Source organism: Roseibium sp. MMSF_3247, from assembly GCF_030733765.1.
Classification (GTDB): domain Bacteria; phylum Pseudomonadota; class Alphaproteobacteria; order Rhizobiales; family Stappiaceae; genus Roseibium.
This window is the reverse complement of sequence record NZ_JASHII010000001.1, coordinates 639,566-652,929: the sequence shown is the minus strand read 5'-3', so window position 1 is coordinate 652,929 and position 13,364 is coordinate 639,566. Positions and strand designations below refer to the sequence as shown.

Here is a 13,364-nt window from a genome sequence, read left to right as displayed (position 1 = left end):
AACGACCCCGGATATCCAATGACCCAACGCCTTCCATTGTCCGCATTCATCATCGCGAAAAATGAGGCGGACCGGATCCCGGCTACAATCAAAAGCGTTGTCGACTGGGTCGATGAAGTCATCGTTATTGACAGCGGCTCGGAAGATGAGACGGTACCGGTTGCCGAAGCCCTTGGTGCAAGGGTCGTGTTTAATGAGTGGCCGGGCTATGGCATGCAAAAACGCTTCGGCGAAGACCAGTGCCGGAACGATTGGCTGCTTAACCTGGACGCGGATGAGGAAATCACGCCAGCGCTTGCAGCCGAGATCCGAGCAAAATTCGATGATCAGAGCTATCTGAATTCAGATGCTTGGCGGATCATGATCCGGGATACGTTTCCCCATGAAACGGAACCGGCGCCTTGGGCCTACGGCTACAACCAAATCCGGCTGTATGACCGCCGCAAGGGTCGCTTCTCGGACTCTACCGTTCACGACACTGTCCGACCGCAGGAAGGTGCGACCTTGGGTAACCTTAAAGGTATCATGGCGCACCGGTCTGACAGATCTCTTGAATTCAGCGTCGGCAAATACAACCGCTATTCGGATATGCAGGTTCAGGACATGCTTGACCGGGGCCGGAAAATACCGAGATACCGGCTCTTAACCGAATTTCCGGTCAGCTTCTTCAAAGGTTATTTTGTCCGGAAATACCGCAATTACGGCTGGTGGGGCTTCATTCTGGCAATGAACTATGCGCACGGCCGTTTTCTGCGTGTCGCCAAGGCCTATGAGGCCGAGCTGTTGAAAAAGACCAACCGAAAATAGCTTCAAGCGGTTTCGTTGAGGACCGGTTCGGCTGCTTTGGATCGCCTCACACGGATCGGCTGCCGCACACCGGAGGTTTTGTTAAAGTGTTCCAACCGCCGGATCATCGTCGGGGTGAGCAGATGCCCGCGGGCCAGAACCAACTCAAAAGATGTTTCAGTCCGCACATCATCGACAAGGATATCCCCGGGCCGGAGTGAACGGATGTAGCAATGCTGAAAGAGAGTTTTCTGTTCCGCAGGCTTTTCTTTCAAAAGAATCTCTTTGGCCAATTCCAGAAGCCGCGGATCATATTGCCGCCAGTTGATCATCAACGCGTCAAAAGCTGCAGCATCCGGTCCCCCTTCTGGGGATGCGTACCACAGGTCGGTGAGCAGCTTCAGGATCCTGGACACCAGCGGGATCTTGTCGCCCTCTGGGCCGTTTTCCGGGAACCCGGAGCCGTCATAACCGCAGGCTGATAAATAGAGATAATCGGCCACACGCTCGAGCTGCGGGATGTTTTGCAGCAGATCGCGCGTCTGTTCCGGGGCCTTTGCCAATATTGACCGCTCCTCATCGCTGAGGTTACGGGCTGCCCGGTACCGGGACAGGATCTCCTTTGGCAACATGGCTTCGCCAAGCGGCGACAGCATCACGGCCATTTCCAGTTCCCATGTCTTTTTAAGCCCGATCTCCTTAGCAAGCCGGACCGCTTGCTGGCGAATGATCGGGGTCCGTCGAAACGCTTCCGGGTGGAACACGGACAGCATTTCGATCAGCATTTTGACTGACCCCGATAAGGTCCGCTCGAGCAGAGCCCGCTCTTTTGCCAATTGCCGATGATGAGAGAGGCCGGCCTCAAGAGCGGATATGATTTCCGCTCTTTGGCAGGGCTTCTCAAGATACATGAACGCGTGGCCCTCATTGAGAGCCTTCTTGATAACGTCCTTCGATCCCTCACGTGTGAGCATGATCCGGGCCGCTTGCGGTGCGACGACTGCACATTCACTTAAGAAAGCTACGCCATCGTATTCAGGGAAATTATAACAAGAAAAGACAACCGCTGTAGCAGGATGCTTTTTAAGAAACCCTATCGCAGCTTCGGCGTCTGAAAAACAAGAAAGCGCGTGATGCTCTGAGAATAGTTTTGTCATGGCCGATTGCACGGAGACATCGGGATCCACGACGACAATTATCTCTTCTCGTTTCATCACCAAGTGCGCTCTCCAAGTACCTAAACAAATACCTCGACCCACAAAAATAACCTGTTCGCTCCCAAAAGCATTTCACAAGACAAATAATAAATTCTTGAGATTGAACACCGAATTCAACTTTTACGACTTGAGCCTTTATCAATCGGTTCTGGTTTTTGGAAATACATTCGGATTATAAGGCCCGCATGATAGATGCATTGATCATCGGAGCTGGTCCAGCTGGCCTGTTTGCAGCCGAACACCTGTCTGCCAAGGGGTATGACGTCGTTGTGGTGGACCGGATGCCATCGCCGGCCCGGAAATTTCTCATAGCTGGACGCGGCGGACTGAATTTGACCCACAGCGAGGCACTGGAACCGTTTGTCAGCCGGTATCGCGAGGCCGAAAACTTTATCAAACCTCTCATCTCCGATTTTCCGCCCGAATCCCTGATCGATTGGTGCGAAGGGCTCGGTCAAGAGACCTTTGTTGGGACGAGTGGCCGTGTCTTTCCTAAGTCCATGAAAGCGTCCCCGCTTCTGCGTGCGTGGCTTCGGCGTTTGGACGACAGCGGTGTCCGCCTCCTCACCCGCTCTGCGTTTCGCGGGTTCTCCCAAGATGGCAATGCGTTGATTTCAAGAGACAACGAGGCACCATCACCAATGCCGGCCCGCGCAGTCTTGCTAGCCCTTGGCGGGGCGAGCTGGCCGAAACTTGGGTCTGATGCTGCCTGGGTTCCCGTTTTGCGCGACGCCGGGGTTGAGGTGGTTGACTTTCAACCTGCCAATTGCGGATTTGAAGTGTCGTGGAGCGCATTCATCCAACAACGGTTTGCCGGGCACCCGCTAAAACGGATTAAAGTTACCTGCGGACCGCATTCGGTTCTGGGTGAATCTATCCTTTCCGAAAAAGGCCTTGAAGGCGGGGCAATCTACGCCTTGTCTGCCGAGATCAGGACGCAGCTCAATCAATCTGGGACCGCGCCTATTTCGATCGATCTGCGTCCCCAACTCACTCATCAGGCGTTGCACGAAAAACTCGGGCGCCCGCGGGGCAAGCAGTCCATGTCGACATTTCTTAGAAAGACGGTCGGCTTGCAACCGGTAGAACAGGCGCTCATCCGGGAAAGTGGCCCCCTACCAGAAGTCTTGGGAGAATTGGCAACTCGGATCAAGAACGTTCCGGTGACCTGCACCGCCACTTACGATATCGACCGCGCCATTTCCTCCGCAGGCGGTGTGGCCTTGCAGGAAGTCGATCCACATCTCATGCTGCGCAAAATGCCAGGGGTGTTTGTCTCCGGCGAAATGCTTGACTGGGAAGCCCCCACCGGCGGCTATCTTCTGCAGGCTTGTTTCGCATCAGGATTGGCAGCCGCCAACGGGATAACCACCTATCTCACCTCAAAGTCACCGGAGGCCCCTGGAACATGACTGTCCTTTATGTCGACGCGGATGCCTGCCCAGTTAAAGACGAGACAATCCGGGTCGGAGAGCGCCACAAAGTCAGGATCGTATTCGTATCGAACAGTTGGATGCGGCTGCCTGATGGAGATCTCATTGAAAGGGTCGTGGTTCCCGAAGGACCGGACGAAGCCGACAACTGGATCGCGGACCACTCTGGTCCCGGAGACGTCGTCATCACCGCAGATGTTCCGCTGGCAGCTCGCTGCGTGAAGACCGGGGCGCAGGTCTTATCGCCGAACGGCAAACCATTTCGCGAGGATGCCATCGGGATGCGGCTTGCCATGCGGGATCTCAACACGCACCTCAGAGAAATCGGCGAGATCCGTGAAGGCGGTCCCAGCTTTACCAAGCAAGACCGGTCCCGGTTTCTCAATCAGCTTGAAACCGTCATGCGGGCAGCGAAGAGGCAATCTGGCGCCTGAATTTGCGCATATTATAAGCCCCGCAGATTGGCGAACCAGTCTACGGGGCTGCTGGTGATTGCGCCCAGCTTATAACTGTTAACGGCAGAACCGGTAGTTGCCGGAATATGCGAGGTAGTAACCGGTTCGCGGATTGAAAGACCGGTATTTGCTGCTGCAGTAATTGTACCAGGCATTGGTCCACGGGGCCGGACGATAGGTCACGACCGGGGCCGGGCGATACACGCGGCGCGGTGCATAATAATAGGTTGGAGGGCCAGCATACCGGGGCTGCGAGAGCGCGGACCCTACAAGGGCGCCAGCTGCGAAGCCGCCGGCAACCCCGGCGGCGACGCCCCAACCGTTACCGGCCTGAGCGGTGTTTGAACCAGCGAAGATCATAGCACCAGCGGCGATCGTCACTGCGGCGGAAGTCGTAACAATAGTCTTGAACATGGTCTTGCTCCTTCAAGCTCCTGAGGCCTTACGCTTCCACCTCAGTTGATGAAGTTACCTTAGACCGGGCCGATTTCTGGCGATGTGACCACAATCACAGCCCAGCGGTTTCCGTTTTGCTGATCCAATCAGCCTCCAAACTCGCTCACAGTCCGAACATGTTGCTGCACCCAAAAGTTCGTTTGAGAATAACTGGCTTCTTTCCCTTGTCGGCAGCTACCGACGCCCTTACATTTGAAATATCAGCGCAAGTTGCGTTGTACGGGACATGATACTAGACCCGGTGAGACTGCCTTCGGCAGCATCCTTTTGGGTGCTGCTCTGAACTGCCAAGCTTTCCGTTTCTTTTTTGACTTCTCGTTTATCGGCTCGGTTCCCCAGGAACGGCTGCCTGCACAAACTACGGAAAGGCTTCTCCATGCGCGAGAACGGCACCATTAAATTCTTCAATCACGACCGTGGCTTCGGCTTCATTACCCCGGAAAGCGGTGGCAAGGACGTTTTCGTCCATGTTACGGCGTTTGAACAGGCAGGTCTTGGAACACCGGTTGAAGGCGCAAAGATTTCTTTCGTTGCCGAAGATGACCGTCGCGGCCGCGGCAAACAGGCAGCTCAGCTGGAGCTCCTCTGAGGTTTTTTTAGGTTTCAGGCAGCGATATCGCGCCGAAGCTCAAACATGAAAACGGGGCCAACAGGCCCCGTTTTTAGTTCTAGAGCATACACTCAAGCAGCTCGTTTTCACCGATCACACCGACTACGGCACCGTCACGCTGGACGACGACCGGCTCCGTGCTGTCTTTCTTCAGCCGAGCTACCTCGCGGATGGTCGTGTCGGCCTTGCAGGTCGGTGCATTGGCCATAGATCCGGGAATGCTTCCCGGCGGCACCATAATATCGCGCGCCCGGAGTACATTGAGTGGGTTCATGTGGCTTACGAAATCGGCCACATAGGGCGTTGCCGGCTTCTTCACGATCTCTTGCGACGTGCCGAGCTGGATGACCCGTCCCCCCTCCATGATTGCGATACGAGATCCGATCTTCGCCGCCTCGTCCAGATCGTGGCTAACGAATATGATGGTCCGGTTGAGTTCCTTCTGAAGATCCAGAAGTTCATCCTGCAACTTGTCGCGGATGAGCGGGTCAAGAGCCGAGAACGGTTCATCCATCAGAAGAAGGGGGGCATCGGTTGCAAACGCCCGGGCCAAACCGACGCGTTGCTGCATGCCGCCCGACAGTTCATGGACGTATTTTTCACCCCACCCGGCAAGACCCACGAGCTTGAGCTGCTCTTTCACCTTCGCGTCGCGGTCTTTTTGCGCAACACCGGCAAGCTCCAAACCAAATCCGACGTTCTCAGAGACGGTACGCCAAGGCAGCAAACCGAACTGCTGAAAGACCATGCCGATCCGGCTGCGGCGCAGCTGACGCAATTCAGCTTCCGAACATGTCTCAGGGTTGATGTAGCGCTCACCATCATGGACCTGCACTTCCCCCCGGATGACGGGGTTCAATCCGTTCACGCCGCGCAGGAGAGTCGACTTCCCAGACCCGGACAAACCCATCAGAACGATGACTTCGCCCTCAAAAATGTCAAAGGTTGCTCCGGCAACACCCAGGATCTGACCCGTTTCGTTCTGGATCTCCTGCCGTGTCTTGCCAGCATCGATCAAAGGCAAGGCCGATTGCGGATTGTTGCCAAAAACGATGTCGACGTCCTTGAAGGAAACAACCGGTGTGTTCTCCGATGCACTCATGATTTGCCTCCTTCTTCCTTACGGAAAAACCGGTCCAGAACAATCGCGATCAGGACGATACAAACCCCGACTTCAAAGCCTTGCGCGATGTTCACCGTATTGAGTGCACGAAGTGTCGGCACCCCGAGACCGTCAGCGCCCACAAGAGCAGCAATCACGACCATCGACAGGGACAGCATGATGGTCTGCGTCAGGCCGGCCATAATCTGCGGCAGCGCATATGGCAGCTCGATTTTCCAGAGCAGCTGCGACTTCGTCGCCCCAAACGCTTCCCCAGCTTCAAGAAGGGCTGTTGGTGTCGAGGAAACACCCAACTGCGTCAGCCGGATCGGGGCTGGAATGGCGAAAATCACCGTTGCGATCAAACCTGGCACCATGCCAAGCCCAAACAGGATCAGGGCCGGGATCAGATACACGAATGTCGGGATCGTCTGCATGAGGTCGAGGACCGGCCGCAGGGCTGCAAAAAACCGCGGATTATGCGCACCATACACGCCAATGGGTATGCCGACAGCCATACAGACCACGGAGGCGGCAATCACCAGGGCGAGTGTTTCTGTGGTTTCTTCCCAATAGCCCTGATTGATGATCAGCATCAGGGAAACCGCAATGAACGCCGCCAATGAGATCTTCCGGTGCACCGCATATCCCGCACCTGCAGCAAGTGCCACGATGACCAGCGGGTGCGGGGTTTGCAACAGCCACAAGATGCCGTCGATCAGCGTCTCCAAAAACACAGAGATGCCGTCGAACACCCAATAGGCGTTGTCGGTGAGCCAATCGACCATGGTCCGCGCCCATGGCCCAATCGGCAATTTGTAATCTGTCAGCCAGTTCAACCTGACGCTCCACTTTCAAGTGTCAGACAAAGAAAAGGCGCCGGGTCTGAGAGACACGGCGCCTGTTTGTCAGGTGTCAAAGACCAAGGTCGCCTTTGACAGCAGCGATGGATTCTCCGCCGTCGAATGTGGTGACACCGTCGAGCCACGCTTCGAACGTTGCAGGGTGCGCTTTCAGCCATGCCTTGGCTGCTTTTTGCGGATCTTCACCATCGTTCAGGATTGCGCCCATGATCTCGTTCTCCATCGCAAGAGAGAACTCGAGATTGTTGAGCAGCTTGCCGACATTGGCGCACTCGCTGGTGTAGCCGGCCCGCACGTTGGTATAGACCGTTGCACCACCGTAGTTCGGGCCAAAGATTTCATCGCCACCTTCGAGGTAAGCCATGTCAAAATTTGCATTCATCGGATGCGGTTCCCAGCCCAGGAAGACGATGTCCTTGTCACGCTTTTCAGCGCGGGACACCTGCGCCAGCATGCCTTGTTCAGAAGACTCGACGACTTCAAAACCTTCCAGGCCAAACAGGTTCTCGTCGATCATGCCAATGATCAGACGGTTGCCATCATTGCCCGGCTCGATGCCGTAGATCTTGCCATCCAGATCGTCCTTGAACTTCGCAATATCCTGGAAGCTCTTCAGGCCCTTGTCGTAGGTGTATTGCGGAACGGCGAGCGTGTACTTGGCGCCTTCAAGGTTGGCACGGACGGTCTCAACAGAGCCGTCTTCGCGGTATGCCTTGATGTCACCTTCCATGGTCGGCATCCAGTTGCCGAGGAAAATGTCGATGTCCTTGTTCTTCAGAGACGCGTAGGTCACCGGAACCGACAGGATCTTGACCTCAGTGTCATAGCCCAACGCATCGAGAACAACGGTCGTGGCCGCAGTGGTTGCGGTGATATCGGTCCAACCAACATCGGAGAAGCGAACGGTCTTGCAGCTCTCCGGCTCGGCGGCCAGGGAAGTTCCGGTCATCATCAATCCGAGAGCCAGACCGCTTACAAGTTTGGTTGTGAGTTTCATATTTGAAGTTCCCCTTTTTAGTTCAGTCTCTGGTCTCAGCCGCTTGAATTTTTCTTCACGGCTCCGCATTTCTGCCGAGCCATCTCTCTCTTAGCAGCCGGTATGTCCGAAATGGAAACACTCTAGAGAGAATTTTGCAAGTTTTCATTGATTGATTGATCAATTAAAAATAGGAATTAGGAAAATCTGGAGAGCACAATGCCCAAAGTCGGGATGGAAGAAGAGCGGCGCCGGAGCCTTATAAATGCAACCGTTGATGCTATTCATGAGCGCGGTTACAGCGACGTCACGATGGCGCAAATCGCCAAGCGCGCCGGCGTTTCGGGCGGTCTTGTCCATCATTACTTTGGCTCGAAAGATCAATTACTTGCGGCCACAATGCGGCACCTGCTTACCGAGTTGGGTCGTGAAATTCAGGAAGGCCTGAGCAAGGCGTCAACGCCAAGGGAACGCATATCGGCGATCATCGCGGGCAACTTTGCCGTGGACCAGTTTCAACCTGCGGTCATTGCTGCATGGCTGGCTTTTTATGTTCAATCACGCACCACAACGAGCAACCGGCGCCTGTTAAAAATCTACGCGGCGCGGCTTGCATCCAACCTGACGCACAACTTCAAGGCGTTTGTTCCGCGCGAAGATGCTCTTCGCCTTGCGGAAGGAACCGCCTCCATGATTGACGGCGTCTGGATCCGCCAGGCGCTCAGTGACAGCAAAACCGACCGCCAGGCGGCCATCGCCCTGGTCGAAGACTACGTTGAAACACAGATTGCGGCCGCGACCGCACAGCGCCCGTCTCAGTGACGCGGCCCGGAGACTTGTCATGACGAACCAGTTCGACTTCATCATCGTTGGTGCCGGATCGGCCGGGTGCGCCCTCGCCAGCCGCCTGTCCGAAGATCCGCAGAACCGTGTTCTCGTTCTGGAATTTGGTGGAACCGACGCGGGCCCCTTCATTCAGATGCCCGCAGCCCTCTCCTATCCGATGAACATGTCCCTTTATGATTGGGGTTTTGAGAGCGAGCCGGAGCCGCATCTGGATGGCAGGCGCCTCGCAACACCGCGCGGCAAAGTGATCGGCGGTTCCTCCTCGATCAATGGAATGGTCTACGTGCGTGGCCATGCCTGCGACTTTGATACATGGGAGGAAATGGGTGCCGCAGGTTGGGGCTATCGTCATGTCCTTCCCTACTACAAGCGGATGGAAACCAGCCACGGCGGCCAAGACGGCTGGCGCGGCACTGATGGCCCGATGCACATCCAGCGTGGCAGCAAATGGAACCCGCTTTTCCGGGCGTTCAAAGATGCTGGCGAACAGGCCGGGTATGGCGTGACCGAAGACTACAATGGCGAACGCCAAGAAGGTTTCGCCGATATGGAAATGACGGTCCACAAAGGCCGGCGTTGGTCTGCCGCAAATGCCTACCTAAAGCCCGCTCTGAACCGCGGCAATCTTGATCTGATCAAAGGCGCTTTGGTCCGGAAGGTCATAATCGAAAGCGGCCGGGCGACGGGCGTAGAGTTTGAAGTCGGGGGCGAAATCCAAATCGCCCGTGCGGCTCGCGAGGTTGTGCTGTCGGCCTCGGCGATTAACTCCCCAAAGATCCTCATGCAATCCGGCATTGGCCCCGCGGATCACCTGTCTGAACTTGGGATCGATGTGGTTGCAGACCGTCCAGGCGTCGGTGCCAATCTGCAAGACCATTTGGAGCTTTACCTCCAACAGGCGTGTACCCAACCAATCACGCTTTACAAGCACTGGAACCTGATTTCCAAGGCTGTGATCGGCGCGCAGTGGTTGTTCTTCAAAAATGGCCTTGGTGCGTCCAACCAGTTCGAAAGCTGTGCCTTCATCCGGTCCAAAGCGGGTGTAAAGTACCCGGACATCCAGTACCATTTCCTGCCGTTTGCCGTCCGCTATGACGGCAAAGCTGCAGCAGAAGGGCACGGTTTCCAGGCACATGTCGGGCCAATGCGATCCAAGTCACGTGGCCGGATCCGTCTGACCTCGAATGATCCGCGCTCGAAACCGTCAATTCTCTTCAACTACATGTCTCATGAAGAGGACTGGGAGGACTTCCGCACCTGCATCCGCCTGACCCGCGAAATCTTCGGCCAGGAGGCCTTTGCCCCTTACCGCGGCAAGGAAATCCAGCCTGGCGATCATGTTCAGACCGACGAAGACCTGAACGCCTTCATCAAGGAACACGTCGAAAGCGCCTACCATCCGAGCTGTACCTGTAAGATGGGAGCCAAAGATGACCCAATGGCCGTGGTGGACCCGGAATGCCGGGTGATCGGCGTGGATGGTTTACGGGTTGCGGACAGCTCCATCTTCCCACAGATCACCAATGGAAATCTGAACGGGCCATCCCTGATGGTCGGCGAGAAAGCATCTGACCATATCCTTGGCAAGACGCCGCTTCCTGCGTCCAATCAGGAACCCTGGATCAACCCGGCTTGGGAAACCAGCCAGCGCTAACACATTCTCCGGTACAAACCGGACCCAAGACACGACAAGCAGGAGCCCCTTCATGCGCGCCCAACCGAATGCGTCCCACTACATCGGCGGAGCCTATACGGAAAGCCAGAGCGGAACGCCCTTTGACTCCCTTTACCCGGCAACAGGTGAGGTCATTGCACAGATCCATCCTGCAGATGACGCCATCATTGCAGCAGCCATTTCCGCAGCCAAGGAAGGCCAGAAAGTATGGGCCGCAACGCCTCCAGCAGAACGTGGCCGCGTTCTGCGCAAGGCAGCCGAGATCCTTCGGGAAAAGAACCATGAGCTTTCAGTTCTGGAGACGCTGGATACTGGCAAACCGCTTCAGGAAACCCTGATCGCGGACGCAGCCTCAGGTGCTGACTGCCTCGAATATTATGGCGGACTCGCGGCAACGCTCACCGGTGAACATATCGATCTCGGCGGCTCTTTTGCCTACACAAAGCGCGAACCGCTTGGCATTTGCTTCGGGATCGGCGCGTGGAACTATCCGATCCAGATCGCTTGCTGGAAAGCTGCCCCCGCACTCGTCTGCGGCAACGCGATGATCTTCAAGCCATCCGAAGTCACACCGCTCAGCGCTCTTAAGCTCGCGGAAGCGTTGACGGAAGCCGGTCTTCCGGCCGGCGTTTTCAACGTCATTCAGGGTTTTGGCGATGTTGGCGCCAAGATGGTGGCCCATCCGGATATTGCAAAAGTCTCGCTGACCGGCTCTGTTCCGACAGGTGCAAAGGTGGCAGCTCTCGCCGGTGAGCACCTTAAGAAGACAACGCTCGAGCTCGGTGGCAAGTCACCGCTGATCATCTTTGATGACGCGGATATCGAAAACGCGATTTCAGCTGCGATCAACGCGAATTTCTATTCAACCGGCCAGATCTGCTCAAACGGTACGCGCGTTTTTGTGCATACCGCTATCAAGGAACAATTCCTGAAACGTCTTGCCGAGCGAACCGGCGATGCAGTCCTCGGTGATCCGCTGGATGAAGCGACCAGCATTGGCCCGCTCGTCTCCAAGGCGCAGCTCGACAAAGTGCTGTCCTACATGCAAATCGGTCAGGATGAAGGAGCCCGCCTTGTCTGCGGTGGCGGCGCGGCCAAAGTCGACAGCCTGCCGGACGGATATTTCGTCCAACCCACCGTCTTTGCCGACGTCAAGGACGACATGCGGATTGCACAAGAAGAAATCTTCGGGCCGGTGCTCAGCGTTCTCGATTTTGACAATGAAAACGATGTCATCGCCCGCGCCAACGATACCGAATTCGGTCTGGCCGCAGGGGTTTTCACAAAAGACATCCAACGGGCGCATCGGGTGATTGATCAACTGCAGGCGGGCACATGCTGGATCAATACCTACAATCTGACACCGATCGAGATGCCGTTTGGCGGCTATAAAAAATCCGGTATGGGCCGTGAAAACGGGCATGCAGCGATCGAGTATTACAGCCAGATCAAAAGCGTTTATGTTGAAATGGGTGGTGTCGAAGCCGCTTTCTAATCAGACGTCCCTTTATCCAATCAGTGTGCTCCCCGTTCTTAATGAACGGGGAGTTTTTGTTTCGACCGCCAGCAGGCGCGTCTGTTGCCAATTGAATTTCCAGCAAAACCGTCCAGATAATAGACACCGCCTTTGAACCAACCGGATATTCATGACCCGTCACGCCCTCGATCCCTCTCCTAGAACGTATGCTGCGAGTGTACAGCTTTTGGCCCGCTCCAGCCGGGGGGCCTCCTGCGCACCGTCTGACCAGACGCTCGAAGATGTTAAAAGCTGGCTTTTGAATGACGCGACCAGCATCAAGGACGTGATGTTGATGTACGAGGAGTTCATGTGGCGTTGCCATGCAGCCAATCTCGGCATTGACCGGGCCACTCTCCACGTTGGCACCCTGCACCCGCGTGTGATCGGGTTTTCCTGGTTCTGGAGCGCGCTTGACGGATTTTGCGATGAAATCGCTGCAGATGCCAATGCCATCCAGCATGAAGCCTTTACGCGCAACCCACTGTACAAGGTAATGGCAGAGGGAGAGTTCGTAAAAGTGGATCTTGAGACCGATGAGGGTCTCAACGCTTTTCCAATTATGACGGAACTTGCTGAACAGGGCTACACGAATTACGTCGCCATACCCCTCAGCGCAGCCGGGGCCATGAACAACGCCATGACCCTCGCGACCACGCGCAAGGGCGGTTTTCAAGATGGCGATAAAGAGCGGATCCGGTCCGTCATCGAACTGTTCGCGCTGCATGTTGAACGGCATATTGTTCAGCGCATCGCCCGGAACGTAGCCGATACCTATCTTGGGCCGATTGCCGGTCAACGAGTCCTGGATGGAGAGATCAAACGCGGTGATGGCGAGGCCATCGATGCTGTTGTCTTCATGAGCGACATGCGCGGTTTTACCCAACTCGCCGATAGGATGAGCGGACCTGAAGTGACCGCCATTCTCAATGCCTATTTTGACCGGGTATCAACCTCCGTACTGGCGTTCGGGGGGGAAATTCTAAAGTTCATGGGTGACGGCGTTCTCGCGGTTTTCGATCAAAAGGCCCTGGGCCGGGAAGCGGCGGCAGACGCTGCGGTCAAGGCGGCCCGGGCAGTCCTGTCAGAAATTGATTATTTCAACGAAACGCCTCCGGAAGGCCTCCCCGATCCAGCCGTATGGCATCCGCTCAAGATCGGGATTGGCCTTCACATGGGTGAGGTGTTTTTCGGAAATGTTGGCGGCGAGGAGCGGCTCGACTTTACCGTGATTGGCCGCGCCGTAAATGAAACAAGCCGTGTGGAATCACTTTGCAAACCGCTTGGAAAAACGCTTCTCCTGACCGACCCAGTCCGGTCGACCGGACTACAATCTGCCCTGGATCCGATGGGAGATCATGAGTTACGCGGCGTCGGCAGCCCCGTCGCGATCTACTCAGCCCCGACACACGATATGGCGGTGAACTAA

At 55.9% G+C, this 13,364-nt stretch carries 13 protein-coding genes; 8 read left to right on the top strand and 5 right to left on the bottom strand.

All coding sequences use genetic code 11. The features are described 5' to 3' along the window. The first annotated feature begins 18 nt into the window (after positions 1 to 18). The gene (locus tag RBB44_RS02895) at positions 19 to 807 is read left to right on the top strand and encodes a glycosyltransferase family 2 protein (RefSeq protein WP_306149796.1); all 789 of its coding nucleotides are present in this window, start codon (positions 19 to 21) and stop codon (positions 805 to 807) included. A 2-nt stretch (positions 808 to 809) separates the two neighbouring features. Here RBB44_RS02895 and RBB44_RS02890 read toward each other — a convergent pair whose 3' ends face one another. Next, the gene (locus RBB44_RS02890) at positions 810 to 2,000 is read right to left on the bottom strand and encodes an HD domain-containing phosphohydrolase (RefSeq protein ID WP_306149973.1); all 1,191 of its coding nucleotides are present in this window, start codon (positions 1,998 to 2,000) and stop codon (positions 810 to 812) included. A gap of 188 nt (positions 2,001 to 2,188) precedes the next feature. Here RBB44_RS02890 and RBB44_RS02885 point away from each other — a divergent pair, with 188 nt between their 5' ends. Both RBB44_RS02885 and RBB44_RS02880 read left to right on the top strand, forming a co-directional pair. Further along, positions 2,189 to 3,415 carry a TIGR03862 family flavoprotein gene (locus RBB44_RS02885; protein ID WP_306149795.1) on the top strand — a complete coding sequence of 409 codons (1,227 nt, stop codon included), beginning with the start codon at positions 2,189 to 2,191 and terminating at the stop codon, positions 3,413 to 3,415. Next, entirely contained in the window at positions 3,412 to 3,870 is a 459-nt protein-coding gene (locus tag RBB44_RS02880) for a YaiI/YqxD family protein (RefSeq protein ID WP_209179288.1), read from the top strand. The genes RBB44_RS02885 and RBB44_RS02880 overlap by 4 nt, the downstream gene beginning before the upstream one ends. A gap of 78 nt (positions 3,871 to 3,948) precedes the next feature. On the opposite strand, the gene RBB44_RS02875 is transcribed toward RBB44_RS02880, so the two are convergent. After that, positions 3,949 to 4,305: a BA14K family protein gene (locus tag RBB44_RS02875; RefSeq protein ID WP_209179287.1), complete on the bottom strand. Its 357-nt coding sequence runs from the start codon at positions 4,303 to 4,305 to the stop codon at positions 3,949 to 3,951. A gap of 418 nt (positions 4,306 to 4,723) precedes the next feature. Between RBB44_RS02875 and RBB44_RS02870 the strand changes: the two genes are divergently transcribed. Next, entirely contained in the window at positions 4,724 to 4,936 is a 213-nt protein-coding gene (locus RBB44_RS02870) for a cold-shock protein (RefSeq protein ID WP_133948591.1), read from the top strand. Between the two features lie 79 nt (positions 4,937 to 5,015). Here RBB44_RS02870 and choV read toward each other — a convergent pair whose 3' ends face one another. From choV to RBB44_RS02855, 3 genes are all read right to left on the bottom strand, one after another. Next, entirely contained in the window at positions 5,016 to 6,059 is a 1,044-nt protein-coding gene (gene choV, locus RBB44_RS02865; protein ID WP_306149794.1) for a choline ABC transporter ATP-binding protein, read from the bottom strand. Continuing rightward, positions 6,056 to 6,898, bottom strand: a complete 843-nt coding sequence (gene choW / locus RBB44_RS02860) for a choline ABC transporter permease subunit (protein ID WP_133948595.1) — start codon at positions 6,896 to 6,898, stop codon at positions 6,056 to 6,058. The genes choV and choW overlap by 4 nt, the downstream gene beginning before the upstream one ends. 76 nt (positions 6,899 to 6,974) lie before the next feature. After that, entirely contained in the window at positions 6,975 to 7,919 is a 945-nt protein-coding gene (locus RBB44_RS02855; protein WP_306149793.1) for a choline ABC transporter substrate-binding protein, read from the bottom strand. 198 nt (positions 7,920 to 8,117) lie between these two features. On the opposite strand from RBB44_RS02855, the gene betI reads away from it, so the two are divergent. The 4 genes from betI to RBB44_RS02835 all read left to right on the top strand — a co-directional run bounded on the left by betI (position 8,118) and on the right by RBB44_RS02835 (position 13,364). Further along, positions 8,118 to 8,720, top strand: coding sequence for a transcriptional regulator BetI (betI, locus tag RBB44_RS02850; RefSeq protein WP_306149792.1), 603 nt, complete (start codon positions 8,118 to 8,120; stop codon positions 8,718 to 8,720). Positions 8,721 to 8,739: 19 nt separating this feature from the next. Next, on the top strand, positions 8,740 to 10,398 hold the full coding sequence (gene betA / locus RBB44_RS02845; RefSeq protein ID WP_306149791.1) for a choline dehydrogenase: 1,659 nt from the start codon (positions 8,740 to 8,742) through the stop codon (positions 10,396 to 10,398). Positions 10,399 to 10,450: 52 nt separating this feature from the next. Then, the gene (betB, locus tag RBB44_RS02840) at positions 10,451 to 11,914 is read left to right on the top strand and encodes a betaine-aldehyde dehydrogenase (RefSeq protein WP_306149790.1); all 1,464 of its coding nucleotides are present in this window, start codon (positions 10,451 to 10,453) and stop codon (positions 11,912 to 11,914) included. Positions 11,915 to 12,065: 151 nt separating this feature from the next. After that, the gene (locus tag RBB44_RS02835; protein WP_306156094.1) at positions 12,066 to 13,364 is read left to right on the top strand and encodes an adenylate/guanylate cyclase domain-containing protein; all 1,299 of its coding nucleotides are present in this window, start codon (positions 12,066 to 12,068) and stop codon (positions 13,362 to 13,364) included.